The organism is Asticcacaulis benevestitus DSM 16100 = ATCC BAA-896 (genome assembly GCF_000376105.1).
GTDB classification, from domain to species: Bacteria; Pseudomonadota; Alphaproteobacteria; order Caulobacterales; family Caulobacteraceae; genus Asticcacaulis; species Asticcacaulis benevestitus.
In genome coordinates, this window is sequence record NZ_AQWM01000001.1 from 36,778 (window position 1) to 63,611 (window position 26,834).

Consider the following 26,834-nt stretch of genomic DNA (forward strand, 5'->3'; position numbering starts at 1 on the left):
GAGCCATAATGTCGTTGTTTAAGAGTCCTGGCAGACTGCCGCGTATAGTAAGTCACACCCTAATGTTAGACCTTTGGGTCGTCATGGCTTTGGGTGTGACGGGCACCCTCGTGCTGCACAGGTTCGACTGGTTTGAAGCCGTTTATGACTTTACCCGCCCCTATGAGAGACTACAGATTGATAATCTGCTGATTATCGTTTTGTTTGTCGCCATTGGCGCGACGTTCATTTCTATAAGGCGTTCGCTGGATATGCGCCGGGAGTATGAGCAGCGTCTGAAAGCGGAAGGGCGGATGAAAACCCTGGCCCTGACGGACGCCCTGACCGGAGTTGCCAATCGTCGACACCTTTATGATGCCCTTAAGCGTCGACTGGAGACTAATCCCGCCGAGGCATCCTGTTTTGCGGTGTGCATCTTCGATCTCGATCGCTTCAAGCCGATCAACGACGTCCACGGCCATCTTGTCGGCGATCAGCTCTTGCAGCAGATTGCGGAGCGTGCTCAGGCGCAACTTCGCTCGGGCGATCTGTTGGCTCGCCTGGGCGGTGATGAATTCGCCCTGATCGTCCGTACCGGGGCGGTCGACGAGGATATATCCGGATTGGCCGAACGTCTTATCGCCAGCCTGTCCGAGCCCTTTCGCATCGACCAGCTCGTCTGCCACGTCGGGGCGAGCATGGGTATCGCCTTTGCTCTGGGCGGCGCTTCGCAGACACCGGACACGCTTTTGCAAAAGGCTGACCTGGCGCTTTATCGCGCCAAGACGGAAGGCCGCGGGACGTTCCGCGTTTACCAGGACGCCATGGACGCCAAGGCGCGTGAGCGCACCCTTATTGAACTGGAGCTGCGCGATGCGGTCGAGAACGGCGAAATTCTCCCCTATTTTCAGCCGCTGATATGCCTGCGCGACGGCCGGATTGAAGGCTATGAAATCCTGGCACGCTGGATTCATCCGTCCTTCGGGCTTGTGGCACCGGATCGCTTTATCGCCGTTGCCGAGGAGGCGGGGTTGATTGGTGATATTTCCCTGTCCCTCCTGGAGCAGGCGTGCGAGCAGGCGCGTGACTGGCCAAAGGGGACCTATCTCTCGCTCAATATTTCTCCGGTCCAGCTTCGGGATTCTCAGCTCAGCACAAAAATTTGCGACATCCTGGACAGGATCGGTTTTTCCGCCACCTGTCTGGAAATCGAAATCACCGAAAACGCGCTGGTGCACGATGTCGACGTGGCGCGCCGAACCCTCATCTCGTTGAAAGCCAGAGGGATGACGCTGGCGCTCGACGATTTCGGCACGGGCTATTCCAGTCTGCAACACCTGCGGTCCCTGCCTTTTGACAAGCTCAAGATTGACCAGTCGTTCGTCATGAGTATGAGCGAGAGCGCGGAAAGCCGGAAGCTGGTCAAGGCTATCATCGCCATGAGCCACAGCCTTGGCCTGAAAACAACGGCGGAAGGTATCGAAACCCATGCGCACGCGCTGCGACTGACGCAAATGGGCTGCGAGACCGGGCAGGGCTATCTGTTTGGCAAGCCGTCTCCGCAGGCGCGTCAGGCCTGGGTGGCCGAGGCCATCGGGGCGGCGTAATGGGCTAAAGCCATTCCCTTTTTGATATTCGATAGACGTCTGTTGGAAGATATTGAAACTTGAACAAATTTTATGCGTTATGATGCAATTCGCCTCACGCCAGCGTTGTTTTTAACTATCCTTTAGGGGTTTTGATAACAGCATTATTGTGCAGTTGTGTCAGGATTGATACTTTCGCTCGCTGACCCAACCCGTGTGCCGCCGCTCTTTGTAGTGAGTAACCCTATGCAGAAGACAGTTTTAATTGTAGAAGACAGCCGCGTACAAGCCCAGGCCATCGGGGCTATGTTTCAGCAGCTTGGCTTTCGTACAGACAGCGTGGCATCCCATGCGGAGGCGCTGGAGAAATTGGCCGGGGCGTCTTTCGACCTGCTTTTGCTGGATGTTTTTCTGGCGGAGGATAATTCGCTGGATCATCTCCACGAATATAAGGCGCTCCAGCCCGGCCTTGCGATCGCGGTTATGACCGCCGGTGATTTCACGGAAAGCGACAGTATCTCTGAGGCGATCAATCGCGCGCGCAGATCCCATGTCGACTACATTCTCGCCAAACCTTTCAAGCTCATTGATGTCCAGCACATCAGCAAGGAACTGGAAGGTCGGCAGGTCGACGCCATGATCAGTATTGAATCGAATACGGTTTTTCTTCGATAAACGGACGAATCCTGCACCGCCCGGACAACGCTTCGGTGTCGGTAGCGGCAAAGGGTCAGGCGCCGCCAGGACCGGGCGATTTAGGCTTGGCGTTCATTTTTTCAAGAAACCCCAAGAGCAGGGCCGACACGACAAAGGTCAGGTGCATGGCGATGATCAGCATGATCTTCTCGTTTTCGTACTTTTCGAGATTGAGGAAGACCTGAAGCATGTGGATCGACGAAATGGCGACAATGCTCGACGCCACCTTGATCTTGAGCGAGCCGGAATCAAGCTTGCCGAGGAAGCTGACCTGATCCTTGTCCTCATGGTCGTTGGCGTCAAAACGCGACACGAAGTTCTCATAGCTGGAGATCATCACCATAACGATCAGCGAGGCCACCAGTGCCGCGTCGATCAGGGCCAGCATGGCCAGGATCATCTCGTTGGGATCGTAGTCGAAGGTATGCAGGGCGATCGTGTAGAGCTTGACGCAGAACGATATACCATAGACCGCCAAAGCCGCGGCAAGGCCCAGAATGAAGATCACCAGCAGCCAGCGGCTGCCGAGGATGACGCGTTCGATGAGGTATTCAAGCTTGTGCATGGACGCGTGGAGCCCTGTATGAAGATTGCGCTATATCATACAGGTGGCGTGCGTTAATCAAGAACCAGTTCGCGCAGACTTTGTTCTTGCTTCAGTTTTTCCTGGGACAGGCGGTCGACCTCGACGGCATGGGCTTTCAGGACGCCCAGCGCGCGCGGGTCAGCGGGGCGCGCGGTTATAGGCATAGTGGGTAGAAACGGTTGCTCAAACATAAACTCTTTATGCCTCGGGCTATTCGCTCACAAAGCCGACGCGGGCATGGCTGCCGTCGCAATAGGGTTTGTTGCCCGAATGACCGCAGCGGCACAGTTGCAGGGCCTGCGCCTTGCGGATGGTCCGACCGGTGCCGCTCAGGATCTCGACATTGCCGGAAAGGCGTAAAGGCCCGTTCTTTTGCGGGTTGATGCTGATCTCGCCATTGCGCACCTCAAGTGCGGTGACATCGCCCGTTTCCGGTTCGCCAGTGGCCTGGAAGGGATCATCACCTTCCTTGTGTGCGCCATCGCAGAACGGCTTGTTTTTGGAGCGTCCGCAGCGGCAAAGCGTGGCGCGGTAACCGATCGGTTCGCCGTTAAGCGTCAGTTGGCCGCGAAAGGCATTGGGGCCGTTTTCGCGTACCTGCACCAGATTGACCAGCGGCGCCAGTTCCTGCGGGCGGCCATCCTTGCGTGTGTATTGAATGGCGCCGGACGGGCAGTTCTGCGCCGTTGCCACCAGATTGTCGGCGCAATCGGCATCGTCCGGCATGATCCATTCGCCGACAACATTGGCCTTGAAAACGCCAGGCTGCTGCAGCACGCAAAAGCGGGCATGGATACAGCGTTTGGCTTCAAATTCGATGATGACGTCCTTGCCTTCGGCGCGCTCGATCGGCGGCGTCTGGCCGTGATTTTCCGCAGCCCCCGAAGGCGGATTGGGTGTGGAAGCGGCGGAGGCGGAATCGGGCGTGGTCTGCGGATCGCCTGTTACCCGTGGTTCGGCCATCACGCTCTCCTTCTTCGGCTCTGGTATATGTATGTCTCTCAGTTTCCTCGCCAGGGTGGAGAGGCGCTTTTGCGTCCCTTCCGCCAGTTCGCCGCTCAAGGCGCGCGGTATGCCCGTGGCCAGTTCTTCGAGACGTTCGGCGATGAAGGCGAGCGCCGCCTTGCCGTGGGGCAGGGGCGTGACATCGCGCAGGGTGGCGAACGACATGCCGGCGGTCACGTCCGGCACGGTGGTCGAGGCCTTCAGGCGCGTCAGATGTTCGGCCACCGGCGTCAGGGCATACATGCCGTCGATCGACACATCGATAAAGGCGCGCTTGCGCACAGGGTCGTGATCGGCAAAGCCCTGGGAAAGGGCGCGCAGCATCACATTATAGATGGCGTTGGCGAGGTCCATCACCGCGGCGGCCTCTGGCGCATCGACCCACAGATTGCCGCGGTCCGGTCCCCGCCGCATCACCGGATTGCTGGCCACCGGTCGTGCCGGCGCAAAGCCGGGATCAGCGGCTTCCATTTTGTGATAGGCCTCGCACATGCCAAGGAAGCGATTGTAGTGCGAGCGCGCGTTGTCACCATCAGCGCCTTCGCCCTGACTGACAATGGTGTCGCAGGCGGCCAGCGCGGTCTTGAGGCATTTGACGACGGTCAGGCCGGGCAGGGGCGTCAGGTCAGGCCCGACCTGCAAGGACATATCGCCGATGAAGAGATGACTTTCGCCGAGGCGCGCGCTCAGCGATTCCAGTGCCTGGCGGATGCCGCGATAGAGGTGCCCGACCGTGGCGTAATCCTGACCGTTGGGCATGAGCTTGTCCGCGCCCATATTACGGTCATAGGGCTGGGCCTTCTGCGCGAAAGCCGCGCCATCGGGACGGTCATTGCCTTCGGGACGTTCGAGATAGATGAAGTGATCGAGCGTCGACTTGTTAAAGGGGTGCAGTTCGACCACCACGCCGGAGGGGTGATAGCCGGCGGAAATCGGAAAGTTCGGACGGCTGAAATGCGGCGCGCCGCCCACAGCGATGGTGATATTGGCCACCAGAGCCAGATGGCTCATCTCCTCGACCGCGATCGAGATGATATCACGCCGCCAGCCAGCCACGATCCTGGCCTGTTCGGGTGTCAGGCCGTCGGCCTCGGTCTTCATGGAAAAAGCGGCGAACAGATAGCAGCACATCAGGTTATGCTCGATCTCCGCCGCTTCGGCGAGCAGGAAGATCAGTTCCTCGCGGGTGCGGATATCGATTGGCGTTTCTGAAAAGGACGTGTCGGCCGGCATGTCTTGCCTTTCCTGAGGTTTACGTGAATAGCGTAGCCTTGCCCCGTCCCGCCGTCTTGTACGAATGTGCCAGCTCAGTTAAGTCGGCTATCTGTAAAGGCGCAAGCGTTGATTTGCGCAAAAATGCCTTACGGCGCTTGACTCACGCCCACCTTTCCGACATAAGCCGCGACTTCACGCCATGGCTCACGCTTTGGCGTTACTACGGGTTGATCCTGAGCCGCCGTTGCAATCGCCCTCCGCACTCTCGCGGGGAGGCCGGTCAGGGTTAGATTATAGGTCTACTATGTCGAAGCGCCACAGCGCCAAGTACAAACTCGACCGCGTCATGGGTGAAAACCTGTGGGGCCGTCCGAAGTCCCCCGTCAACAAGCGCTCGTATGGCCCCGGCCAGCACGGTCAGCGCCGCAAGAACAAGATCTCTGACTTCGGTACGCAACTGCGCGCCAAGCAGAAGCTGAAGGGTTACTACGGTAACATCACCGAGAAGCAGTTCCTGCGCACCTACGAAGAAGCCGATCGCCGCAAGGGTAACACCTCGGAAAACCTGATTGCTCTGCTCGAAACCCGTCTGGACGCCTTCGTGTACCGCACGAAGTTCGTGCCGACCGTCTGGGCCGCCCGTCAGTTCGTCAACCACGGTCACGTTCTGGTCAACGGCAAGCGCGTCAACATCGCGTCTTACCGCGTGAAGCCGGACGATGTGGTTGAAGTGCGCGAGCGTTCGCGCAACATGGCTCTGGTTCTCGAAGCCCTGCAATCGCCTGAGCGCGACGTGCCGGACTATATCGAACTCGACGCCAAGGCCATGCGCGCCCGTCTGGTTCGCCTGCCGGAATCGGCCGAAGTGCCGTACCCCGTCAAGATGGAACCGAACCTGGTTATCGAATATTATTCGTCCTAAGTTCTGGCCGAATATCGAAACGGAAAACCCCGGAAGAGCGATCTTCCGGGGTTTTCTATTAGGCGCGGAAGCCAGGCACAGATCTTATGCTGCGGCGCAAACAAAAAGTGGACATCGTTGAAGGCTTGACTCATAATCGCATATCAAAGGTCGTTCTTTGGTACGCGACACAAGCTGTTGTAATGTAAGAGTTTAGGTGCCGAGATGCAAAGAATTTGCCCTCGTACACGATGTCACGCCTGCGCCTGCCGGGAAGCCTGGATGAGACCGTCTTGCCTTTTGGCCTGCACAAGGCCCGCGCGCAGAAGGCGATTACTTTCATTGACCAGGAGGGCAGAAAACCTGACGTCACGACGGTGAACCCGGTCGACCCGCTCTGCTCACGGGGCGCCAAGTCGCGCTGCGTGGGGCAGATGAAGGGCGTTCCCCTCTATTACGACAACGGCCACTTCAATGGCACGGGCGCTAATATGGTGGCCGGACAAATATTGAGCGTTCTGGACAGCCAGGCCCGCGACGGTGCCTACTAGAGCTTGCGTGATCTAAGCGATTACGCCTTTTCAAATTGGAGCAAATGAATTGGATTTCGCCCATAACTTAGAATTGTTAGTCCACGATCAGGAGGTAGTCTGCGAGCGTGTCAGTGAGGCCCGCCTTCGTATTTCTGGACCGATAGACGAGTCTTTTGTTAGGTGCCTTCAATCTAATAGAGACGGCAATCTGAATACAATAATTGTAAATTCTCCGGGCGGCGAAGTTGAAATATCCATGAAGGCTGGCGCCGAAATAGATAAAAAGTACAGCGTAATAGTCGAGAATTATTGTGCGTCAAGTTGCGTCAACTACATATTGCCAGCCGCTCGTTATATATACATCAGTCATGGTGCGGTAATACTATTTCATGGTTTCGTTGACGAAAATGACGTCAATTATGCCAAAGAGCATGCAATGGAAATTGTATTGGCGAACGCACCAAAAGATAAAAACATCGATGTAACAAAAGTCGCTCGGCATATGATCGAGGATACGATCAGACAAAAAGACGTTCAGGATAAGTATCTGGAAAAGTACAGCGTCAATTTGAAAGCATTTCGAAAATATGATGGTATTTACATTGGGGGCAATTGTGAAGATAAGTTCGTATATCCATCTTATGGTCAAATGAAAAAGGCGTATTTAAAATTTGATAGATTGCATTATGCCTCAATTTCGAAATCAGAATTTTCAAAACTGAATACAAAGTTTAAAGAATACAACCTTGATAAATGTATTTACTACGGAGGTTAGCGCTTTGATGCTTTCTGCTGTCTTGGTACGTATTCAACAAAAGAACATGTCCGTGGGGGCACCAAAAGGGGAGGCGACATACGTGTGAGCGCAAGAGGCCCCGGCCTTCCAGAGCCTGTTCCGATCTGATTGAACCAGATCGGCGCTCTATTTTTTTACGCGCTTTTTGAGCCGAAAATGCGTTCCCCTGCAGAGCACCAAACTTTTTGGCGCCGGCTTCGGCGGCATGACCACCTGGTGCCGCCAGGATCATCGTTGCGGCAAGCGCAGCTATGCCCTTACGCAAAAAAAAGATGTCATGTTTTCCCCCGATTATTTCGGGAGGGGGGGAACCGAAAACCGCAGTTATAAAAGAGGCGATTTTACGCCTCAATCACGCCCTGTTCGGTCAGCGCCGTCTTCAGTTCGCCGGACTGGAACATTTCGCGGACGATATCGGCACCGCCAATGAATTCGCCCTTGACGTAAAGCTGCGGAATCGTCGGCCAGTCGGAATAGGTCTTGATGCCCTCGCGCAGGTCATTGTCCTGCAACACATCGACGCCGACATACTCAGCACCGAGGTGATCGAGCACCTGCACCACCAGGCTGGAGAAGCCGCATTTGGGGGCTTCAGGCGTGCCTTTCATGAACAGCACGATGTCGTGCCCCTTGATGGTGGAGTCGATAAAGGTCTGGGTGTCGGTTTCCGCGCTCACGCTACGCTCTCCTGCAACAAATGATCTGACCTGCATATAGGCGTGTCGGACGCTTTAATAAAGGGCCAGAGCGAAATTCGCCCAGACTAACAATTTTCCAGATGTCACCGGCGAGGTGGCATCTGGCAAGGCGAATTAGCCGTCGCGCACGTTTGCGCGCAATCTCTTACGAAAAATGCAATCTTAAGCAAGCGTCAGCCTGCTTTAGATTGCTCGTTGAAGCGGGCCATTTCGATCTGGGCGGGCACGGACGAGGGCAGGTGACGCTCCGGCACATCGGCCAGCGATTCCAGGTGCTCGGGGCTTTCGGCGTCGATCAGGATGCACGACATGCTTGGCTGCGACAGGGCATAGCCCAGGCAAAGCTGCTCCGGGGTCCAGTCGGGCGTCTGGTGCAGGAAGGCGTGCGTGCCGGCGCCGGCCAGCGGATTCTTCGCCTTGCCGCCAAAGAAACCGCGCCGCGCCGCCTTGGGCACAACGTCCGATTCCTTGCGATACATCTCAGGGAAGAAGTCGGCGGCGATAACCGCCATATTGCGCGTCATGGCGTCGTCGATGCGCCGGCGCTTGTCCCAGCTTGAATCGATATCGAAGCTCGTCATGATGACGTTGAACTCACCCGACTCGATCAGATCGGCGATGTCGTCGGTTTCGCCGATACCGCCGAGATAGCGCAGCATCTTTGATTTTTGCAGGCTAAGCAGGAAGTTGAGGCAGTCATCGGACAGGATGGTCGCGCCGGGCTGAGCGAAGTTGAGCAAATCGATCCACAATAGCCCGCTGTCCTTCACGACGCCGCGCAGGCGTTCTTTCAGCGGTGGCAAGGCATAGGTGTTGCGATCGGGCACTTGATGGGAGTCGTGGGCATTCACCGACACAAACAGCAGTTTGCGGTCGACCACCGAAAAGGCATCGGCGGCGCTTTGCAGGAAGGCCGTATCGGTGCTGTCGAAATGGTAGGTGTTGATGCCGTTTTCTAGGCCGGAGATGATCAGCTTCTGTAGCAGGGTCGGATTGCCGCCGAGCTTATCGAAGCTTAGGCGCAGGCCGATTGTTGACAGCGCCAGACCCGAGCGGCCGAAGGGGCGATAGCGCATGGTTAGCGCTCCCCGTCGGCATAATCGCAGGTCGGCATCACGATGATCATGTCAAAACCGTCCCACGGCTAAAATTGCGGGCAGTGAGCACGGCGGAATCAGATTCGCAGTACGGTAAACCCCAAGGCCAGCATAGGCCGCAAACCGGTTAAGAGAGATTTAAGGTTCTTTCTCGAAGGGCCATTTTGCGCAATTTGTTAAGCGCCTGCGCCTGCGCTATGGTGTGGCGATAACAGGAGATACAGATGCTCTGGAAACACGTTTGCGCACCCGCAGCCCTATGGGCCCTTACCGCCCTGTCGCTGCCGGCCTGCGCCCAGCCGGCGGTCTGCGCGCGCGATATGGCGTCATCGCTTGATGGCACTGTCAGGGACACGCTGAAAGCGGTCAGAGGCAATGATCCGGAAGGCTTGCTCAAAATGGTCAGTGATGACGGGGTGAGCTTCGGCAGCGATGGCGCGCAGGTGGCCTACCGCACGCTGCAAAACGACTTCGCTAACAAGACCGGCCGCTACTGCGATCTCTACGCCTGCAACGGCGTGGAGGGCGACCTGCATCACCTGTTCCGGGAGGGCTTAAGCGACGCCTCGCTCGATAAGGCGCACGGGCTGGCCACCATCTACATCAACGCCAACAGCAATGATGAGCTGGCGCTGACGTTTCGGTGGACGGATTGCCGCTGGGAACTGACCGGAATAGCCGGAACCTAAGCCTTGCCGGCCATGTAGTTCGGCAGCCAGTGCTCATGGGCTTCGCGCAGTTGCGTGATACTAAGCGACAGGCCGGCATAGGTCAGGTCTGTGCCGCTGGCGACGCCGATCACCGCGGCCGGCACATCGGCTTCCGCCGCCTGAGCGACGACCAGATGCGCGGAGGCTTCATCGACCGCGATCAGGTAACGCGCCTGATCCTCACCGAAAGCGAAGATATGGTCGGCCAGATCGGTCGGGTTTTTCAGGGACAGGCCAACCTTCGACGACAGCACGACATCGACCGCCGCCGACAGCAGGCCGCCATCGGAAAGGTCATGGACGCCCTTGGCAACGCCGGTCTTGATCAGGCGGCGCACCAGGGTGCCGTTGTTCTTTTCGCAGGCCAGATCGACTCTGGGCGGGGCGCCGGCTTCGATGCCACAGACTTCGCGCAGGTAAAGGGTCGAGCCCATTTCGCCGATGGTTTCACCGATCAGGATGATCACCTGACCCGGCTGCACCTTGTTGAAACCAACGCGCTGATCGTAATCCTTCAGCAGGCCGACCGCGCCGACGGTCGGCGTGGGCGGGATCGAGATGCCGTTGGTCTCGTTGTAGAGCGACACATTGCCGGACACGACCGGGAAATCGAGTTCGCGGCAGGCCTCGGCCATACCGTCGATGGCGCGCACGATCTGGCCCATGGTCTCGGGCTTTTCCGGGCTGCCGAAATTCAGGTTGTCGGTGATGGCGATCGGCTCGGCGCCGACGGCGGTCAGGTTGCGCCAGGCTTCGGCCACGGCCTGCTTGCCGCCTTCATAGGGGTTGGCCTGGACATAGCGCGGGGTGCAGTCGGAGGTGACGGCGAGCGCCTTCTTGGTGCCGTGGACGCGGACCATGCCGGCGTCGTGGCCGGTGGAGCTGTCGGAGAGCGTGTCGGCCATGACGTGACGGTCGTATTGCTCCCACAGCCAGCGCTTTGAAGCTTCGTCGGGGCAGGAGATGACCTTGAGCAGGGCGGCGTTCAGATCGTGCGCTGGCACGTCTGCGTGGCTGATCGGGGCCTCGGCGTGTGGCTCGACCCACGGACGGTCATAGAGCGGCGCATCGTCGGAGAGCGGGGCCAGCGGCAGGTCGCAGACGACCTCGCCCTTGTGCAGCAGCACGATATTGCCGGATGTGTTGGTTTCGCCGATAACGGCGGCATCAAGGCCCCACTTCTTGAAGATGCGGTAGCCGTCTTCCTCGCGGCCGGGCTTCAGGATGGCCAGCATGCGCTCCTGCGACTCCGAGAGCATCATCTCATAGGCCGTCATATTGGTTTCGCGCTGCGGCACCTTGTCGAGGTTAAGCGTGATACCGAGGCCGCCCTTGCCGGCCATTTCGACCGACGACGAGGTGAGGCCGGCGGCGCCCATGTCCTGAATGGCGGCAACCGCGCCCGACGCCATCAGTTCCAGCGTGGCTTCGATCAGCAGCTTTTCGGCGAACGGATCGCCAACCTGAACTGTGGGGCGTTTTTCTTCGGAGTCTTCCGAGAATTCGACCGAGGCCATGGTGGCGCCATGGATGCCGTCGCGGCCGGTTTTCGAGCCGAAATAAACGACCGGCAGACCGGGTTCAGGCGCGGCGGAATAGAAGATCTTGTCGGCATCGGCCAGGCCCACGCACATGGCGTTGACGAGGATGTTGCCGTTATAGCCGGCGTGGAAATTGGTTTCGCCGGCCACGGTCGGCACGCCGACGCAGTTGCCATAGCCGCCGATGCCCGACACGACGCCTTCGACGAGGCGGCGGGTCTTGGGGTGATCGGGCTCACCGAAACGCAGGGCGTTCAGCAGGGCAATGGGGCGCGCACCCATGGTGAAGACGTCGCGCATGATGCCGCCAACGCCGGTCGCAGCCCCTTGATAGGGCTCGATGAAGGACGGGTGGTTGTGCGATTCCATCTTGAAGATACAGGCCTGACCGTCATCGATATCGATGACGCCGGCGTTTTCACCGGGGCCGCAGATGACGCGCGGGCCGGTGACCGGGAACTTGCGCAGATGGAGGCGCGAGGATTTGTATGAGCAGTGCTCCGACCACATGACCGAATAGACGCCCAGTTCGACGTCGTTCGGTTCGCGGCCAAGACGGTTCAGGATGACCTGATATTCGTCAGCCTTGAGGCCATATTCGAGGGCCTTTTGGGCCATGGATTTAGCGGGTGCGGGGGATGTTGTGCTCATACGCGCGCATATAGGGGATTCAAAGCCCGATGTCACGCCGCCCGCACAGAAAATATCCGTTTTAACGACTTGAAACGGCGGGAAGCGTCATGGCCTCGTGGGTGCTTACTTGCCCAGATTGAACATGAACTTCGCCTGGTCCGTCTTGATGCACGAGGCGTCAACATTCGGATCGGCGGTTTCCAGGAACTGCCGGATCATCGCCTTGGCGCAATCGCTGCCCGCAATGGTGTGGGTGCGGTTGGGGAAGAAGTAATTCTTGCCGTGGCTCAGGCGCTTGACCACCGCGTCCGACAACTCTGCCGGACAGCCGGCATCGATATCGGCCGACAGCATCAGGGTTGGGATGTCGCTGGTCAGGGGCAGGTTTTCGACAGGATCAGGCTTGCCGGCATTGAAGGCCTGACAGACGGCGAAGAAGCGTCTGGTGTCGCGCGCCGTGGCCACCTGAATCGGATCCTTGTGATCGATCTTGTCGAGATCGGCGGGATTTTCAAACGAGAATTCTTCGTTGCACAAGGTGGTGAAGAACTGGCCCTCGGTATAGCCGGCCTGGGTTTTCTCGAATTTATCCAGAGTCTTGTAGTCGCCTTTCATGATCGTATCGAGCGTCATCGGCAGGCTTTGGGCACCGTCACGTGAATAGATTTCATCGAGCAGGAAGGCCGCCAGCAGGTCGGCGGTATAGGTCTTGCCATCCACCACGGCGGGCGTGCTCAGCCAGGTGGTAAGAAGGGCGTCGAGGCGTTTTTCCATGCCGGGGAACTTCGCCTTGCACGCCGCGTCGGCCTCGCAATAGCCGAGCACCTGACGGGTTTCGCGCGAAACCAGCGCCGGCAGAGGGGCAGTGGCATTGCCTTCCGGCGGCCAGGTCGAGGACAGGACGGCAGCGCGCAAACCTTCCGGATCGTGCTGCATCACCGCCATGGCGACGCGCGTGCCGTAGGAACCGCCGTAGAGATTGTAGCTCTTGATGCCGAGGGCCGTGCGCAGGTCGCGGATATCCTTGGCGATCGTGGCGCTGTTGTATTGCGTCAGGTCATAACCGGCGGCCTGATATTTCGCCATGCAGTCTGACAGCACCTTCACACCGGCGTCGCTGGTGATGCCAGCGTCCGACAGGGGCGCGTCGCCGCAATCAAACGACGGATTGGACTTGCCGGTGCCGCGCTGATCGAAGAAGATCCAGTCGCGATCGGGCGTGACGCGGTTCTTCTGGCGCAGGCTAAAGGCCAGGTTCTCGACCATGCCGCCGCCGGGGCCGCCATGCAGCATGATGACCGGATCGGGCTTTTTGGCCTCTGTGGCGCGGGCGATGACGACGGGCAGGGCCACGGTGCGGCCGTTTTTGGCGCCGCGCGTTTCCTCGACCACCATCGTGCCGCACTCGACATTTTTCAGGCCGGCATAAAGAGCAGAGCAGGTCGCCTTGTGATAACCCAGGCTGGTGTCCGGCTTTTTCGGCGTGCAGCCCAAAAGCGCCATACCCGCCACCACAACCACTGCAAACCTACGCCACATGATACTAACCTCTGTTACTCTTGAAACCAGTTTCTACAGGTCGTGACAGATTTGTAAAGCTACTGAGGCTGTTTGGCGGTCCGTTTCAGAAGGTCGCTCAGGTCATCCTTCCAGAATTTCGCCCAGGTATGGGTGCCGTGGCCGCGTGTTTCCGGCGAGGACGGGATCAGGCGGATGTGCGTGGTTTTCAGGCGCTGCAAGGCCTTGTCGGTGATGCCGAGTTCGGGTGGATTAATGAAATCGTCGCCCGAATTGATCCATGTCATCGGCGCTGTGATGCGCTCCAGACCCGGCCAGGGATTGTAGTTCCGCGAGGCGTCATACTGATAGATCATGTCATTGGCATCGGTGGAGGCCAGGTTCTTGTCGATGCGTTCGCGCCAATAGGTCTCGGCCTGTTGCCGGGTCGGGTATTGCGCCTGCAGATATTCCGGTGCGCTGCCGGCGATCACCGATAGGGCGGCGGCCGTTCGCAAACCCTGTGCGGGCGGGCTGGTGTAGTTGCCGCCCTGCCAGGCCGGATCGGCCTTGATAGCGTCGATCGAGCCGATCCGCCACATGCGGTTACGACCGGCGATCTCGATGGGCTGGCAGGCCATGGGCATCAAGGCATCGGCGAAATCCGGATGCGCCTCGGCCCAGACGAAGATGTGCATACAGCCCATCGATGTGCCGAAGATCAGGCGCAGATGCTCGATGCCCAGCCCCTTGGCCAGTATGAGGCGTTGGCCCTCCACCATGTCGTCATAGTCATATTTGGGGAAGGCCATGCGCAGGCCATCGCTCGGTTTGGACGATCCGCCGTGGCCGATATTATCCGGCAGGATGATGAAATACTTCGTGGCGTCGAGCGGCTGGCCGGGGCCGTAAAGTTCATCGGCGAACTGCGGCGCTAGGAATTGCGCGCCAGAGCCGCCGGTGCCGTGCAGGATCATGACGGCGTTGTCGATCTTGCCATGCGCATTACGGTGCGGCGTGCCGAGCGTGCGATAGTGCAGCTTCAATTCCGGCAGGGTTTCGCCATCGTGGAAATGGAAATCCTTGACGACGACATCGGCTTCCGTAACCGCGGGGGCTGCTGAGGCTTGAGCGGTGAGCATCAAGCTAATGATACCGGCGGTCGTCAGAAGGGTCGTCATCGCGCGCATGGGGCAGTCCTCTATCGCCTACAATCGTATACGATTATCATGCGGACGCACTTTAGCAATATACCGCCGCATTAATCGTCTCGAGATCTCAGGGAAGCTATCAAAGTGGCTCCCATAAAAATCAGGAGACCAATAACGATATCCGAAAGGATTTCGGAGGAATCGCTACCGGGAACCACATTGCTTGATATCAGGGGATGGGTCGGCCAGTAATAGATAGTAATGGAGCCGCCGACAGGGGCGTTGGCGCAGTCATGCCCTTTGCCGATAAAGTAGCGATCGCCGACACTGAACTGATATTTGCAGGTAACATGTTCCAAGGGAGCGGTCGTGATGACCGCAGCGGCCTCTTGCGATGACAGCTTTAAAACCGTTGAAGTTAAGACTTGTGGCCCCATAGCCAACACGAACCACAGGAGAGCGAGTGCTGGAAACCACCAACTGTGTTTCAAATTTTCGACGGACATTCCCCCTCCGTCTTAGCGCGATCAGGCGCTTTGCAGCGCGCCGACCAGACTGCGGAAAAGCGGACCGCCATCGGCCGAGCCGAGCGCGTCTTCGAAGGCGCGGTCGGGGTGCGGCATCATGCCGAGCACATTGCCCTTTTTGTTGATGAGGCCAGCGATGTCGTTCATTGAACCGTTGGGGTTTTCGGCGTAGCGGAAGACAACCTGGTTGTTGTCCTCGATGTCCTTCAGCGTCGCCTCATCGGCGAAGAAGTTGCCGTCGCCATTGCCCTGGGTCATCCAGACGCTTTGGGCATTGCCATAGGCGTTGGTGAAGCGGGTTTTGCGGTTCTCGATCTTCAGTTCGATCGGCTTGCAGACATATTTCAGGGCAGAATTGCGCAGCAGGGCGCCCGGCAGCATGCCGGCTTCGCACAGGATCTGGAAGCCGTTGCAGATCCCCAGCACCGACATGCCGCGCTCGGCTTCGGCCTTGACCGCCTGCATGATTGGCGACAGCGAGGCCATGGCGCCGCAGCGCAGGTAATCGCCGTAGGAGAAGCCGCCGGGAATGACGATCAGGTCGAGACCGGAGGGCAGGGTGGTGTCCTCGTGCCAGACCATATCAACCTTGCCGTTGACGGTGGTTTCCACGGCGGTCTTGCAATCGCGATCGCAGTTGGAACCGGGGAAGACGAGAACGGCTGCCTTGAACGTCATGTTACGCGACCTCAACCTTGTAGGATTCGATGACCGTATTGGCCAGGAGCTTTTCGCACATGGCCTTCAGTTCGCCCCTGGCGGCTTCCTGATCGGCGCCGTCGAGATCGAATTCCAGCAGCTTGCCGACGCGGACATTGGAAACGCCGCCCCAGCCAAGATCGTGCAGGGCGCCTTCGACGGCCTTGCCCTGAACATCCAGAACGCCGGGCTTCAGATAAACGTGGACCTTGGCTTTCATAACTCTTACTGCGCTCCACCTTCAATGACGCGGGGCATGTCGCCCATGATGCCGAGACGCTTGGCGACCTCGGTGTAGGATTCGATCACATTGCCCATATCGCGGCGGAAACGGTCCTTGTCGAGCTTCTCACCGCTGGTGGAATCCCACAGGCGGCACGAGTCGGGGCTGATTTCGTCGGCCAGAATGACGCGGGCGAAATCGCCTTCGAACAGGCGGCCATATTCGATTTTGAAGTCGACGAGGGTGATGCCGACGGCGGCGAACATGCCCGACAGGAAGTCGTTGACGCGCAGGGTGGTGGCGAGGATATCGTCGATTTCCTGGGTGTTGGCCCAGTTGAACGCCGTGATGTGCTCCTCGGTGACCAGCGGATCATTGAGGGCGTCGTTCTTGTAGTAGAATTCGATGATCGAACGCGGCAGGGCCTGGCCTTCGGGCAGGCCGAAGCGCTTGGCCATCGAGCCGGCCACCACGTTGCGGCAGACGACTTCGAGCGGGATGATCTCGACTTCGCGGATCAGTTGCTCGCGCAGGTTCAGGCGCCTGATGAAGTGGTTCTGCACGCCGATCTGGTTCAGCTTGGTCATCACGAATTCGCTGATGCGGTTGTTGATGACGCCCTTGCCTTCGAGTTGCGCCTTCTTCTCGCCGTTAAAGGCGGTGGCGTCGTCCTTGAAGTACTGGACCAGCGTGCCGGGCTCGGGGCCTTCATAAAGAATCTTGGCCTTGCCTTCGTAGATTTTCTTGCGGGTCTTGGTGGTCATATGCGTGTCCAGTGTTGGAAAATATCCCGGATAGCGGATTGTCCGGAACAAGGGCGGGGCCCTATGAGCGGCGCCAGGCCGTCAGGCTCACAGGCGGGGATTTCAGGGGCCATGGTCATCAGCATCATAGAGAATGCCAGTTGCGCCCGCAAATAAACAAAAACGCAGTGGATGTACAGGGCGCGCACGGGGAATTTCGTCGCTTTTTTAACATGGAGCGCCGGGAAAATGCGCCTTGAGCGCGCGTCGCGTAAGAAAACGGTCGATAAAGTGTCGGTTGTGGTTGCACCGGGACGTAAGGGGAACTAAAACCGGATTACCCTGAAAGGTTCCGCCACCCATGCCTTCGACCGACAAAAATTCTTCTGAAGCCAGCTCTAAAGCCATTGATGTCCCGTTTCAGGGCAGCGATGCCTTTGAATTCCAGGCTGCCGCCAGCCGCAATCGCATGATGGCGATGTGGGGGGCTGAGAAAATGGGGCTGTCGGGCAAGTCGGCGGAAAGCTACGCCCGGGCGGTTGTCCGCGCCGAGAGTGATCAGCCTTCGGAAGAAGACGTGATTCGCAAGATCCTCGGTGATCTGACGGCTTCCAATATCGCCGTGCGCGAATCCGAAGTCCGCACCAAGGCGGCGGAATTCCTGGCCCAGGCCAGAGAAGCCCTTAAAAGCTAAATTCTCAATACGGAGATGATGATGAAGTCGGTTGTTATTGCGTTCATGATCATCGGGTTTGCCACGGCCATGGCCGGTTGCGCCACCATGCCCAGACATTCCGATCTCGATACCCAGCCGATCGGCGCACCGCCGCCACCGCCGCCGCTGGATACGCAGCCGGTAGATGCACCGCCGCCACCACCACCGACGGTGCATAAATAGCACGGAGCGGATATGCTAAAGGATATTATAGCCAGACAAGATGCTGAGGCGTTGCGGTTCAAAAACCGTCTGGTAGCTTTATTTTATCTCGTCATTTTCGTTTTTGCAGGAATCATTGTCAGTTATGTCATCATCTATGGTGATATCCTATATGGTGATATCCGATCGGACTGGTACGTTCCCTTTTTTCTGACGTCCGGAGTGGTACTGTTCCTGCCGACCGTCATCATAAGCTACCGTCGCCGAAAAAGTTGGCTTGAACTGCCGCGATTACTTCTCCTGTCATTTACCATCCCATTATTTTTCTTGGTCGCATGGGAAGACGTCCATTGCCTGTGGCAACAGCAGTTTGGGGATGGCCGCAGGGCATACGAACATTCGGTCAATGTCATGACATACCTGGCCATTTACGTATCGATGACTCTTTATGCAGACGTGTTCAAGAAGCCTGCTTTGTCTAAGCAAGTTACTTATGACGCCATTCAGCCGAACCGTCCGGTAATCGAGAAGCGCGGGCCGCCGGCATAGGGCGCGACTGAGGCGATGGAGCGCGGCTGATCGCCGGCAAACAGCGACAGATCGTTCACACGCGGCATGATGCCGCCTTCGATATCGCCCGAGGGCGAATGGAACAGCATCTGGCCGCCCCAGTCCGAACGCCAGTTCTGCGTGAAGTTCCACTCAAAGCTCAGGCGGGCCGACTGGTCGGTGTGCTGGGTGAAGAAATCGCCATTGCGATAACAGACGGCGCTCAAGCTCATCAGTTCGAGGCCGCTGAGGCCCGTAAGCTGGCTGCAGAAGGCCGCGAAGGCTTCGGACTTGATCAGATTGGCCAGCGGCGCCAGCGCGATGGTGTCGGCCTCCATCAGGTCGAGACCGAGGCGCAGATAGGAGAGGCCGGACTGGGCGCGTTCGGCGGCGTCCTGTAGCTTGGTCTGGATGATGTCGGGTGACAGGGTGTTCAGTTCGGCGCTGGAGAGGATTTCCGGCTTGCCCGTCTTGCTGACCAGTTGCAGTTCCCACGGCGTCTGCTGTTCGAGCGCATGGTGAACGCGCAGGGCGTCCTCAGCGGCCAGCGCGCCTTCGAGACGGATGCGCCCCTTGCCGGTAAAGCGGCTTTCATAGCCGGCAAAGTCGAACTGATCGGTAAGCAGGGTGGGCATGGGAGGCCTTGAAAGTAAGATGCCCCACCACCATTCGCTTCGCGGAACTTCGTTTCGCTTCACTCATGGTCCCCCTCCCCGACAAGCGGGGAGGAGCAGGGTATGCATTAATTCTTATACCTCCCGGACATGTTCGGGGAGGGGGACAGCGCCTGAGGTGAGGCGTGGTGGTGGGGCTCTTTTGTGTAACTTAAGCGCCAAACACGCGGGCGAAAATCGTATCCACGTGCTTGGTGTGGTAATCGAGATTGAAGAACGGCTCCAGTTGTTCGCGCGTGAAGAACTTCGATACATCTTCATCCGCCGCCAGGAAATCGAGGAAGTTACCCTCGCCGCGCCACACCTTCATGGCGTTGCGCTGGACGGCCGAATACGAATCCTCGCGCGACATGCCCTTCTGCGTCATGGCCAGCATGACGCGCTGGCTGTGCACCAGGCCGCCGAGACGGTCGATGTTCTTCTGCATGTTGTCGGGATAGATCAGCAGGTTATCGATCACGCCGGCCAGGCGGCGCAGGGCGAAATCGAGGTGGATGGTGGCGTCGGGTGCGATGCCGCGCTCGACCGAGGAGTGCGAGATGTCGCGCTCGTGCCAAAGGGCGACGTTTTCCATGGCGGGCACGACGGCCGAACGGACGAGACGGGCGAGGCCGGTCAGGTTTTCGGTCAGGACCGGGTTGCGCTTGTGCGGCATGGCCGACGAGCCCTTCTGGCCGGGCGAGAAGAATTCCTCGACTTCCAGAACCTCGGTGCGCTGCAGGTGGCGGATTTCGGTGGCCAGGCGCTCGATCGACGAGGCGACCACGCCAAGCGCGGCGAAATAGGCGGCGTGACGGTCGCGCGGGATGACCTGGGTCGAGACCGGCTCGACCTCAAGGCCCATCTTTTCGGCGACATAGGCCTCAACCTCGGGCGAAACGTTGGCGAAGGTGCCGACGGCGCCGGAAATGGCGCAGGTCGAGATTTCTTCGCGGGCCACCACCAGCCGCTTACGGGCGCGAGTGAACTCGGCGTAATAGCCGGCCAGCTTGAGGCCGAAGGTCACCGGCTCGGCGTGGATGCCGTGCGAGCGGCCGACGGTCGGGGTAAGCTTATGCTCCAGCGCGCGCTTCTTGAGGGCGGCCAGCACCAGATCGACGTCCTCGATCAGAAGGTCGGCCGACTTTTGCAGTTGCACAGCAAAGCAGGTGTCGAGCACGTCCGACGAGGTCATGCCCTGGTGGAGGAAGCGCGCTTCGGGGCCGACGATTTCCGACACATGGGTCAGGAAGGCGATGACGTCGTGCTTGACGGTGCGCTCGATCTCGTCGATGCGGTCGGCGTCAAAGGCGGCGTCCTTGCCCTTTTCCCACAGAATTTCAGCTGCTTCTGTCGGGATCACGCCCAGTTCGGCCATCTTGGTGGCGGCATGGGCTTCGATCTCGAACCAGATCTTGTATTTCATCGCCGAATCCCAGATGGCGGCGGCTTCCTTGCGGGCATAACGGTGGATCATGGGGGGATACCTGTACAGCTTAAAACACGTGTCGCGGTGGCAATGGGAAGATGGGGGCGCAATGTCAAGCCTAAAAGAGGCTGCGGCTTGTTTAGCCATACCGCGAACGGGCAGAAAAATGGGGTTAATTTACGCTTTGCAGGTGAGAAGGGTTGGTGCAAAGGTTTATAAAAGGTTAATTTGAAATCTTCGGCAGCCTCAGCGTGAGTCACGCAAGGTCCAGGGCTGCAACAGATATTTGACGCGAATCTTGAGGGTGCTGTGGTGCATAAGCTTTTCCTGAAATCCGGTGTGGCCTTTATGGCCCTGGCCGGCCTTAGCCTTTCAGTGCCGGCTGTAGCGGATAGCCAGGCCAGGCCGGTCGTGCGACCGGTCTCGAAAACCTTCGACGAACAGTCACGTCAGGCCGCCGCGCGTACCGTGGGCGTGGTCCAGACCGGCACGACGGATGCGCAGTACAGCTCGCAAGGCCATGATGTCGATCAGGTCGTGGCCCAGACTGCCGCGCTTTCCGGTGAGCCGGTTATCGCCTGTCCGAAAGGGCCGGTGGGGTCGCCGGACTGGCAGCAACTGCCGGAAGACCTGCGCCGCAATGCCATTGCCGGCCAGTGTTTCTCGCGCCTGTTGACCTCGCCCAAGGTGGAAAGCTACCGTGAGCGCGTGGTGGTCAAGCCGGAGCGCACCGAGACCCGCACCGTGCCGGAAGTGGTGGAGATGGTCGAAGAGAACGTGCTGGTGGCGCCTGAACGGATCGAGCGCCGCGTTGTGCCGGCCGTTGTCCGTAAGGAAATGGTCACCGAAATTGTGCGCCCCGCCGGCTTCCGCGAAGAACGCATTCCGCCCCGTTACGAAACCCGGGTCGAGCACGTCATGGTCAAGGACGCCCGCCGCGAATGGGTGCGCCGCGAGGGCATCCCGACCGAGGCGCCGCTGGTGACGCCGGTCGAGCACGCGCCGGTGCGTTATCGCGCCGATGGCACCCTGCAATGGCCGGGTAAGAGCCAGCCCATGCCGGTGTCGCGCGAAACCGCTGACTATGTCGAGCATAACGATGGCCAGGACGTGTGGTGCCTCAAAATGGTGCCAGGCGTCTATGAAGACCGTCAATCGCGCGTCGAGGTCGAGCCTGAGCGCGTTCGCCGCGTCGAGGTGCCGGCCGAGACCCGCCGCGTCCGCCGCGAGGTGGTCGATGTGCCGGAAAGCGTCGAAGAGGTGGTCATCCCCGCCGTTTATGAAAAGCGCAAGGTGCGCCGCGTTGTCCGGCCGGCGCGCACCGAAGCCTATGTTGTTCCCGCCGTCTATGACGAGGTGACGCAGCAGCGTGTGACCGGACAACCGGAACCGGTGTGGCGTGAAGTCATTTGCGGCAAAAATACCTCCTCCACCAAGATCATGGAAGTACAGCGCGCCCTGGCGGCCCGTGGTTATCAGCCGGGCGCGATCGATGGCCAGCTTGGCCAGCAGACCGTATCGGCCATGCAGAAATTCCAGGCCGATAACGGCTTGCCTCAGGGCCAGCCTTCGGTCGAGGCCGTCAAACTGCTTGGTGTGCCGTTGGTTCCCCTAACGAAATAAAAATACTATAAATCAATGGAAACGGCGCGTTTTGGGGTTCAAAACGCGCCGTTTCCATGTCTATGCTCCCCCAAAATCATAAAATCGGGAGCAGGATATGAATCGTCGGGACTTGTTTAAAAGCGCCAGTGCACTGGTTGCCATGGGCTTGCTGCCTCAGACAGTTTTTGCGGGTACGAATGGCCCGGAAGCGGCTGTTGCAGGCCCCCGTGAGACTCTGTTGCTCAATAAGGGCTGGCGTTTTTTTGACGGCGATATCCCGTTCCCCATCATTGTGGGGCATGGCGCCACCTATAACGCCGCCAAGGCCGGCAGCGCGCAGGGCGCCGCCGCCACCGGCTATGACGATTCCGAATGGCCCCCGGTAAGTCTACCGCACGATTTCGTCAGCTTCCAGCCGATCGTCGAGGACGCCAATGTCTCGCAAGGCTATCGCAAGCGCGGCATCGTCTGGTATCGCAACACCCTGAGGTTCGAGAAGGCCGATAACGGCAAGCATATCGAACTGCAACTCGACGGCATCGCCACCAACGCGACGGTCTGGTTCAACGGCACCCTCGTGGCGCGTAACTGGAGCGGCTATAACTCGGTCTATATCGACCTGACGCCCTATGCCACCTATGGCGATCTCGTCAATTCGCTGGTCATCCGCGTCGACGCCAACGCCATGGAGGGCTGGTGGTACGAAGGCGGCGGCATCTACCGTGACGCCTGGATCGTCAAGCGCAACCCGGTGCATATCGTGACGGATGGCGTCTTCGCCCACCCAATCAAGGACGATGAAGGTTGGAAAATTCCGGTCGAAGTGACGCTTAACAATACGGGTTTGTCTGATAGTCAGGTCACTGTTATCAGCAGACTGTGGGACAAACGCGCGGCTGGTGTGTTGAGTGGGATAGCCGCAGAAGTTCAAGCAACAACAAAGGTTAGCGCCTTAGAGAATGCCGTTGTGCATATGGAATTAGCGCACGGATCTACTCTGACCAATCCTGCCTTATGGAGTGTCGATAATCCCGAACTTTATGAAGTGCATACGAGGGTTGAACAGGACGGCAAGCTACTCGACGAAATCACCACCACCTGCGGCTTCCGCACCCAGCGCTTCGATGTCGACAAGGGCTTCTTCCTGAACGACAAACACCTGAAAATTCAGGGCGTCTGCATCCACCAGGATCATGCCGGTGTCGGCGTTGCGGTGCCGGATGGGGTTATCGATTTCCGCCTGCGCCGGTTGAAAGAGCTGGGCTGCAACGCCATCCGCTTCTCGCATAACGCCCAGAGCCGCGCGCTGATGGACGCCTGCGACCGCCACGGCTTCCTCGTCATGGCGGAAAACCGCGTCTTCAATCCGGCGCTGATCCACATGGCCGAACTGCAGTGGCTGGTGCGTCGTGACCGCAATCACCCGAGCGTCTATCTGTGGTCGGTGTTCAACGAGGAGCCGATGCAGGGCACCGAGGCCGGTTACCAGATGGTGCGCCGCATGAGCGAGGCGGTGAAAGAACTCGATACCTCGCGTCCGGTCACCGCCGCCATGAACGACGGCCTGTTCACCCCGCTCAATGTCGCCCACGCGGTCGATGTCGTCGGTATCAACTACCAGCAGGACCAGTACGACGCCTTCCACAAGGCGCACCCGACCATCCCGGTCTTCTCATCGGAAGACACCAGCGCCTTCATGACGCGCGGCGTCTATAAGACCGACATGGACAAGCACGTCAGCGCCTCCTATGACGATGACGCTGCCGACTGGGGCGCCACGCACTGCAAGGCGTGGAAGGCCATCGCCACGCGCGACTATATCGCCGGCGGCTTTGTCTGGACCGGATTCGATTATCACGGCGAGCCGACGCCCTACATCTGGCCGTCCAACAGTTCGGTGTTTGGCATCATGGATTTGTGCGGCTTCGAGAAAGCGGCCTTCTGGATTCACCAGGCGCAGTGGGTGAAGGACAGGCCCGTGCTTGGTCTGGTGCCGCACTGGAACTGGGAGACGGCCGGTCAGCCGGTGCGCGTCATGGCCTGCTCAAACCAGGAGGAGGTCGAGCTGTTCGTCAACGGCAAGTCCGCCGGACGGCAAAAGGTCGATCCTTATGAGATGAACTTCTGGACCGTGCCCTATGCGCCGGGCGCCATCGAGGTGCGCGGCTATACCGGCGGCAAGGTGGTCAGGACGACGCGCAACGAGACGACGGGCGAGCCGTTGGCCTTGCGCCTCACCGCCGATCGTGCCGGACTGAAGGCGGATGGTCGCGATGCCCAGCCGCTGACCGTGGAAGCGATCGACAAGAAGGGCCGTCATGTGCCGCTGGCCCAGCACATGATCACCTACGAGATCAGCGGCGGCGCCATTGTCGGTCTGGGTAACGGCGATGCCAACAGCCTTGAGCCGGAGAAGGGCGACAAGCGTTCGCTCTATAATGGCTATGGTCAGGTGATCGTGCAGAGCCTGGAAGGGCAGGCGGGCACTTTGCGCATCCGCGCCACCGCGCCGGGGCTTAAGGCCGCAGACCTGCGCCTTCCGGTCGAGGCGACCGCGCCTCTGGCCTATCAGGTGACGACGCCTTCGGTGCAGTTGCTCGATAGCTGGTTCATGGCGCCGATGTCGGTGACGCGCCCCGATCCGGGTCAGAAAGCCGCCGATAACGATATGAATTCGTGGCAGTGGTTTAGGCCCGGCACGCTCAACCGACCGCTCGATCAGGACGGCTACAGTCTGGTGGCGGTGCGCTATGCGCCCTTTGCGAAGGTGCAGAAGGCGGGCGGCAAGGTCGAGTTTCTGGGCATCACCGGCGCCTGTGAGGTCTATGAGAACGGCAAGCTGATCGGGACGAAAACCGATGCCGCGCCGGGGGCTTTGACGCTGGACCTGCCGGCGCTTTCCGGCGAGCGCCGTCTGTCGGTGCTGTTCAAGGTCAGGGCGGGTGAGGCTTACGGCTTCAATGGCCAGATACGGACGCGGAGCAAAACTTAGCGCTGATCAGGCGGGGTGTCGCCGGTGCGGGGCTCGGACTTGAGCGCATCGTAAGGGCGGCGGGGGAACCTGCGTTGTTCCCAGTTGTGCGGACAGCCGGAGGTCGCGCCGTCGTCCGCGTGCCAGAAGGCGGGCGTGGCCCTGCTGTGCGTCCCCTCCTTCTGCCTGAGTTTCATAATCCCGTTCCTTCTCTTTTACACATCTTATAGAGGCTATCGCGCGTCAGGAAAGAGCTAAAACGCGCCGATCTGCTTGAGCGAGGCCACGCCTTCGCGGCCGACGATCAGATGATCATGGACGGTGATCTTGAGCGGCTTGCCGGCCGCCACGATCTGTTTGGTCATGTCGATATCGCCTTGCGACGGCATCGGATCGCCGGAAGGGGGGGGGTGGACCAAAATCACCGGACTCGACGACAGTTCCAGCGCCCGACGCATGATTTCGCGCCGATAGGCCGGGGCGTGATCGACCGTGCCGTGGCCCATGATCTCATCGGCGATAGGCTGGTTTTTCTTGTCTAGAAACAGGATGCGGAACTGCTCACGCCGTTCGTGGGCCAGGGGCACCTTGAGGTAGGATATCAGCGCCGACCAGCTCGAAATCACCGTCGAGCGCTTGAGCGGTTCGGCCACCATGCGGCGCGTCGCCTCGAACATCAGGGCGAGATCGAGCGCGATATCGCCCGTGACCTTAAGCGCCTTGCCCTTGTTATCGACCGCCGAGACCTGAAGCATATCTTCCAGCGGCGCCGAGAGCGTGGCAGGCAGGGAGCCGAAGCGCGCCAGCACGGCCTTGGCCAGCGGCCTCACATCGCGTTGCGGGATTGAGCGGAACAGGAACAGTTCCAGAAGTTCGTAATCGGGCAGGGCGGACACGCCGCCCAAGCCGGGCGCGGTGACGCAGACGATGGCGATGACCGCCATGATCAGGGAGGTTCAGAGCGGCGGGCACAGTGTCGAAAAAGCTGCCAGCCTCTTCCAGTGCGTTGTCGTCCATGCACCCCCCTGTGCTGAAATCTAGCCCAGAACCGGCAAGGGCTTGAACTGGCCGGTCGGCGAGGCGGTGAAGAGTTCCACGCCATCATCAGTCACGCCGCAGGAGTGTTCGCATTGCGCGGTCAGCATCTTGTCGCGCGTTACGGCGGTCCAGCCGTCGTTCAGCACCTTCACATCGGGCTTGCCGAGATTGATCATTGGCTCGACCGTGAAGAACATGCCCTTTTCGAGACGCGGACCGGTGCCCGCCTTGCCGAAGTGCAGGACGTTGGGATTATCGTGGAAGACGCGACCGACGCCATGGCCACAGAAATCGCGCACCACCGAGCAGCGCTGGGCTTCGGCGTATTTCTGGATGGCGGCGGCGATATCGCCAAAGGTATTGCCCGGCTTGATCTGGGCCAGACCCAGCGCCATGGCTTCGTAGGTGACATCGATCAGGCGCTTGGCCTTGGGCGCCACAACGCCGACCTCATACATGCGCGAGGTATCGCCATGCCAGCCATCGACGATGCAGGTGACGTCGATATTGGCGATGTCGCCTTCGCGCAGGGTCTTGTCCGACGGGATGCCGTGGCAGACCACATGATTGGGCGAGATACAGACCGTATGCTGGTAACCGCGATAAAACAGGCAGGCCGACAGGCCGCCGTGATCGGCGATGAACTCGCGCGCCAGATCATCGAGGTACGAGGTCTTCACCCCGGGCACCACGTAGGGGATCAGCATGTCGAGGCATTCGGCGGCGACGCGACCGGCCTTGCGCATGCCGGCGAAGTCCTCGTCGGTATGGATACGGATGGTTTCGGAGCGGAGCATATAATCGGAATCTGTGTTCATGGCGGCAATATAGTCCTGTCACGGCCTCAAATCCAGTAGGCAGTTGCGACAACTTACCCACGTCAAATTTTAACCCTA

At 59.2% G+C, this 26,834-nt stretch carries 27 protein-coding genes; 11 read left to right on the forward strand and 16 right to left on the reverse strand.

The window, feature by feature from the left end; translation table 11 throughout:
* Positions 1-62: 62 nt before the first annotated feature.
* A complete protein-coding gene (locus tag B060_RS23600) occupies positions 63-1,586 on the forward strand; it encodes a putative bifunctional diguanylate cyclase/phosphodiesterase (RefSeq protein WP_018079723.1) in 1,524 nt (507 codons plus the stop codon).
* A gap of 225 nt (positions 1,587-1,811) precedes the next feature.
* Positions 1,812-2,240 carry a response regulator gene (locus B060_RS23605; protein WP_081606765.1) on the forward strand — a complete coding sequence of 143 codons (429 nt, stop codon included), beginning with the start codon at positions 1,812-1,814 and terminating at the stop codon, positions 2,238-2,240.
* 55 nt (positions 2,241-2,295) lie between these two features.
* Here the strand turns inward: B060_RS23605 and B060_RS0100195 are convergent, their stop codons facing one another.
* Genes B060_RS0100195 through B060_RS27915 form a run of 3 tightly spaced genes read right to left on the reverse strand, consistent with a single transcriptional unit; the run spans position 2,296 to position 5,085 of the window.
* A complete protein-coding gene (locus B060_RS0100195; RefSeq protein WP_018079725.1) occupies positions 2,296-2,826 on the reverse strand; it encodes a TIGR00645 family protein in 531 nt (176 codons plus the stop codon).
* A 53-nt stretch (positions 2,827-2,879) separates the two neighbouring features.
* Positions 2,880-3,011 (reverse strand): hypothetical protein, encoded by a 132-nt coding sequence (locus B060_RS28180; protein ID WP_018079726.1) that lies wholly within the window; start codon positions 3,009-3,011, stop codon positions 2,880-2,882.
* A 46-nt stretch (positions 3,012-3,057) separates the two neighbouring features.
* Positions 3,058-5,085: a ferritin-like domain-containing protein gene (locus B060_RS27915; protein WP_018079727.1), complete on the reverse strand. Its 2,028-nt coding sequence runs from the start codon at positions 5,083-5,085 to the stop codon at positions 3,058-3,060.
* Between the two features lie 286 nt (positions 5,086-5,371).
* Between B060_RS27915 and rpsD the strand changes: the two genes are divergently transcribed.
* From rpsD to B060_RS0100220, 3 genes are all read left to right on the forward strand, one after another.
* A complete protein-coding gene (gene rpsD / locus B060_RS0100210; protein WP_018079728.1) occupies positions 5,372-5,989 on the forward strand; it encodes a 30S ribosomal protein S4 in 618 nt (205 codons plus the stop codon).
* Positions 5,990-6,219: 230 nt separating this feature from the next.
* Entirely contained in the window at positions 6,220-6,519 is a 300-nt protein-coding gene (locus B060_RS0100215; protein ID WP_018079729.1) for an SGNH hydrolase domain-containing protein, read from the forward strand.
* Between the two features lie 49 nt (positions 6,520-6,568).
* Entirely contained in the window at positions 6,569-7,276 is a 708-nt protein-coding gene (locus tag B060_RS0100220) for a Clp protease/crotonase-like domain-containing protein (protein WP_018079730.1), read from the forward strand.
* A 362-nt stretch (positions 7,277-7,638) separates the two neighbouring features.
* Here B060_RS0100220 and grxD read toward each other — a convergent pair whose 3' ends face one another.
* Together grxD and B060_RS0100230 are read right to left on the reverse strand one after the other, a co-directional pair.
* The gene (gene grxD, locus B060_RS0100225) at positions 7,639-7,974 is read right to left on the reverse strand and encodes a Grx4 family monothiol glutaredoxin (protein ID WP_018079731.1); all 336 of its coding nucleotides are present in this window, start codon (positions 7,972-7,974) and stop codon (positions 7,639-7,641) included.
* Positions 7,975-8,168: 194 nt separating this feature from the next.
* A complete protein-coding gene (locus tag B060_RS0100230) occupies positions 8,169-9,071 on the reverse strand; it encodes an aldo-keto reductase family protein (RefSeq protein ID WP_018079732.1) in 903 nt (300 codons plus the stop codon).
* Between the two features lie 245 nt (positions 9,072-9,316).
* Between B060_RS0100230 and B060_RS0100235 the strand changes: the two genes are divergently transcribed.
* A complete protein-coding gene (locus B060_RS0100235; RefSeq protein ID WP_018079733.1) occupies positions 9,317-9,781 on the forward strand; it encodes a hypothetical protein in 465 nt (154 codons plus the stop codon).
* Here B060_RS0100235 and purL read toward each other — a convergent pair.
* The 7 genes from purL to purC form a co-directional block, all read right to left on the reverse strand.
* Positions 9,778-11,994: a phosphoribosylformylglycinamidine synthase subunit PurL gene (purL, locus tag B060_RS0100240; protein ID WP_026172467.1), complete on the reverse strand. Its 2,217-nt coding sequence runs from the start codon at positions 11,992-11,994 to the stop codon at positions 9,778-9,780. The genes B060_RS0100235 and purL overlap by 4 nt on opposite strands.
* 105 nt (positions 11,995-12,099) lie before the next feature.
* Positions 12,100-13,515, reverse strand: coding sequence for an alpha/beta fold hydrolase (locus tag B060_RS0100245; RefSeq protein WP_018079735.1), 1,416 nt, complete (start codon positions 13,513-13,515; stop codon positions 12,100-12,102).
* 59 nt (positions 13,516-13,574) lie between these two features.
* The gene (locus B060_RS0100250; protein ID WP_018079736.1) at positions 13,575-14,663 is read right to left on the reverse strand and encodes an alpha/beta fold hydrolase; all 1,089 of its coding nucleotides are present in this window, start codon (positions 14,661-14,663) and stop codon (positions 13,575-13,577) included.
* A gap of 71 nt (positions 14,664-14,734) precedes the next feature.
* Positions 14,735-15,130, reverse strand: coding sequence for a hypothetical protein (locus B060_RS0100255; protein ID WP_018079737.1), 396 nt, complete (start codon positions 15,128-15,130; stop codon positions 14,735-14,737).
* Between the two features lie 21 nt (positions 15,131-15,151).
* Positions 15,152-15,829, reverse strand: a complete 678-nt coding sequence (purQ, locus tag B060_RS0100260; protein ID WP_018079738.1) for a phosphoribosylformylglycinamidine synthase subunit PurQ — start codon at positions 15,827-15,829, stop codon at positions 15,152-15,154.
* A 1-nt stretch (position 15,830) separates the two neighbouring features.
* Positions 15,831-16,070: a phosphoribosylformylglycinamidine synthase subunit PurS gene (gene purS / locus B060_RS0100265; protein WP_018079739.1), complete on the reverse strand. Its 240-nt coding sequence runs from the start codon at positions 16,068-16,070 to the stop codon at positions 15,831-15,833.
* A gap of 5 nt (positions 16,071-16,075) precedes the next feature.
* Positions 16,076-16,837 (reverse strand): phosphoribosylaminoimidazolesuccinocarboxamide synthase, encoded by a 762-nt coding sequence (purC, locus tag B060_RS0100270; protein ID WP_018079740.1) that lies wholly within the window; start codon positions 16,835-16,837, stop codon positions 16,076-16,078.
* A 340-nt stretch (positions 16,838-17,177) separates the two neighbouring features.
* On the opposite strand from purC, the gene B060_RS0100275 reads away from it, so the two are divergent.
* Genes B060_RS0100275 through B060_RS0100285 form a run of 3 tightly spaced genes read left to right on the forward strand, consistent with a single transcriptional unit; the run spans position 17,178 to position 18,242 of the window.
* Positions 17,178-17,510 (forward strand): DUF1476 domain-containing protein, encoded by a 333-nt coding sequence (locus tag B060_RS0100275; protein WP_018079741.1) that lies wholly within the window; start codon positions 17,178-17,180, stop codon positions 17,508-17,510.
* A 21-nt stretch (positions 17,511-17,531) separates the two neighbouring features.
* Positions 17,532-17,714: a hypothetical protein gene (locus B060_RS0100280; protein WP_155847588.1), complete on the forward strand. Its 183-nt coding sequence runs from the start codon at positions 17,532-17,534 to the stop codon at positions 17,712-17,714.
* Positions 17,715-17,726: 12 nt separating this feature from the next.
* A complete protein-coding gene (locus tag B060_RS0100285; protein WP_018079743.1) occupies positions 17,727-18,242 on the forward strand; it encodes a hypothetical protein in 516 nt (171 codons plus the stop codon).
* Here B060_RS0100285 and B060_RS0100290 read toward each other — a convergent pair.
* On the reverse strand, positions 18,197-18,877 hold the full coding sequence (locus tag B060_RS0100290) for a 2OG-Fe(II) oxygenase family protein (protein WP_018079744.1): 681 nt from the start codon (positions 18,875-18,877) through the stop codon (positions 18,197-18,199). The genes B060_RS0100285 and B060_RS0100290 overlap by 46 nt on opposite strands.
* Positions 18,878-19,067: 190 nt before the next feature.
* The gene (purB, locus tag B060_RS0100295) at positions 19,068-20,372 is read right to left on the reverse strand and encodes an adenylosuccinate lyase (RefSeq protein ID WP_018079745.1); all 1,305 of its coding nucleotides are present in this window, start codon (positions 20,370-20,372) and stop codon (positions 19,068-19,070) included.
* A gap of 264 nt (positions 20,373-20,636) precedes the next feature.
* Between purB and B060_RS0100300 the strand changes: the two genes are divergently transcribed.
* Together B060_RS0100300 and galA are read left to right on the forward strand one after the other, a co-directional pair.
* The gene (locus tag B060_RS0100300) at positions 20,637-21,947 is read left to right on the forward strand and encodes a peptidoglycan-binding domain-containing protein (RefSeq protein WP_018079746.1); all 1,311 of its coding nucleotides are present in this window, start codon (positions 20,637-20,639) and stop codon (positions 21,945-21,947) included.
* Positions 21,948-22,044: 97 nt separating this feature from the next.
* Positions 22,045-24,921 carry a beta-galactosidase GalA gene (gene galA, locus B060_RS0100305; protein ID WP_026172469.1) on the forward strand — a complete coding sequence of 959 codons (2,877 nt, stop codon included), beginning with the start codon at positions 22,045-22,047 and terminating at the stop codon, positions 24,919-24,921.
* A gap of 233 nt (positions 24,922-25,154) precedes the next feature.
* Here the strand turns inward: galA and B060_RS23610 are convergent, their stop codons facing one another.
* Both B060_RS23610 and map read right to left on the reverse strand, forming a co-directional pair.
* Positions 25,155-25,844, reverse strand: a complete 690-nt coding sequence (locus B060_RS23610) for a JAB domain-containing protein (protein ID WP_023447266.1) — start codon at positions 25,842-25,844, stop codon at positions 25,155-25,157.
* A gap of 93 nt (positions 25,845-25,937) precedes the next feature.
* Positions 25,938-26,756, reverse strand: coding sequence for a type I methionyl aminopeptidase (gene map, locus B060_RS0100320; protein WP_018079749.1), 819 nt, complete (start codon positions 26,754-26,756; stop codon positions 25,938-25,940).
* Positions 26,757-26,834 lie beyond the last annotated feature (78 nt).

Excerpts from the sequence above, each read along its gene's own strand:
- B060_RS23600 (WP_018079723.1), top strand. The coding sequence starts at position 63 with ATGTTAGACCTTTGGGTCGTCATGGCTTTGGGTGTGACGGGCACCCTC.
- B060_RS23605 (WP_081606765.1), top strand. The coding sequence starts at position 1,812 with ATGCAGAAGACAGTTTTAATTGTAGAAGACAGCCGCGTACAAGCCCAG.
- B060_RS0100195 (WP_018079725.1), bottom strand. The coding sequence starts at position 2,826 with ATGCACAAGCTTGAATACCTCATCGAACGCGTCATCCTCGGCAGCCGC.
- B060_RS28180 (WP_018079726.1), bottom strand. The coding sequence starts at position 3,011 with ATGCCTATAACCGCGCGCCCCGCTGACCCGCGCGCGCTGGGCGTCCTG.
- B060_RS27915 (WP_018079727.1), bottom strand. The coding sequence starts at position 5,085 with ATGCCGGCCGACACGTCCTTTTCAGAAACGCCAATCGATATCCGCACC.
- rpsD (WP_018079728.1), top strand. The coding sequence starts at position 5,372 with ATGTCGAAGCGCCACAGCGCCAAGTACAAACTCGACCGCGTCATGGGT.
- B060_RS0100215 (WP_018079729.1), top strand. The coding sequence starts at position 6,220 with ATGTCACGCCTGCGCCTGCCGGGAAGCCTGGATGAGACCGTCTTGCCT.
- B060_RS0100230 (WP_018079732.1), bottom strand. The coding sequence starts at position 9,071 with ATGCGCTATCGCCCCTTCGGCCGCTCGGGTCTGGCGCTGTCAACAATC.
- B060_RS0100235 (WP_018079733.1), top strand. The coding sequence starts at position 9,317 with ATGCTCTGGAAACACGTTTGCGCACCCGCAGCCCTATGGGCCCTTACC.
- purL (WP_026172467.1), bottom strand. The coding sequence starts at position 11,994 with ATGAGCACAACATCCCCCGCACCCGCTAAATCCATGGCCCAAAAGGCC.
- B060_RS0100245 (WP_018079735.1), bottom strand. The coding sequence starts at position 13,515 with ATGTGGCGTAGGTTTGCAGTGGTTGTGGTGGCGGGTATGGCGCTTTTG.
- B060_RS0100250 (WP_018079736.1), bottom strand. The coding sequence starts at position 14,663 with ATGCGCGCGATGACGACCCTTCTGACGACCGCCGGTATCATTAGCTTG.
- B060_RS0100255 (WP_018079737.1), bottom strand. The coding sequence starts at position 15,130 with ATGTCCGTCGAAAATTTGAAACACAGTTGGTGGTTTCCAGCACTCGCT.
- purQ (WP_018079738.1), bottom strand. The coding sequence starts at position 15,829 with ATGACGTTCAAGGCAGCCGTTCTCGTCTTCCCCGGTTCCAACTGCGAT.
- purS (WP_018079739.1), bottom strand. The coding sequence starts at position 16,070 with ATGAAAGCCAAGGTCCACGTTTATCTGAAGCCCGGCGTTCTGGATGTT.
- purC (WP_018079740.1), bottom strand. The coding sequence starts at position 16,837 with ATGACCACCAAGACCCGCAAGAAAATCTACGAAGGCAAGGCCAAGATT.
- B060_RS0100275 (WP_018079741.1), top strand. The coding sequence starts at position 17,178 with ATGCCTTCGACCGACAAAAATTCTTCTGAAGCCAGCTCTAAAGCCATT.
- B060_RS0100280 (WP_155847588.1), top strand. The coding sequence starts at position 17,532 with ATGAAGTCGGTTGTTATTGCGTTCATGATCATCGGGTTTGCCACGGCC.
- B060_RS0100285 (WP_018079743.1), top strand. The coding sequence starts at position 17,727 with ATGCTAAAGGATATTATAGCCAGACAAGATGCTGAGGCGTTGCGGTTC.
- B060_RS0100290 (WP_018079744.1), bottom strand. The coding sequence starts at position 18,877 with ATGCCCACCCTGCTTACCGATCAGTTCGACTTTGCCGGCTATGAAAGC.
- purB (WP_018079745.1), bottom strand. The coding sequence starts at position 20,372 with ATGATCCACCGTTATGCCCGCAAGGAAGCCGCCGCCATCTGGGATTCG.
- galA (WP_026172469.1), top strand. The coding sequence starts at position 22,045 with ATGAATCGTCGGGACTTGTTTAAAAGCGCCAGTGCACTGGTTGCCATG.
- B060_RS23610 (WP_023447266.1), bottom strand. The coding sequence starts at position 25,844 with ATGGCGGTCATCGCCATCGTCTGCGTCACCGCGCCCGGCTTGGGCGGC.
- map (WP_018079749.1), bottom strand. The coding sequence starts at position 26,756 with ATGAACACAGATTCCGATTATATGCTCCGCTCCGAAACCATCCGTATC.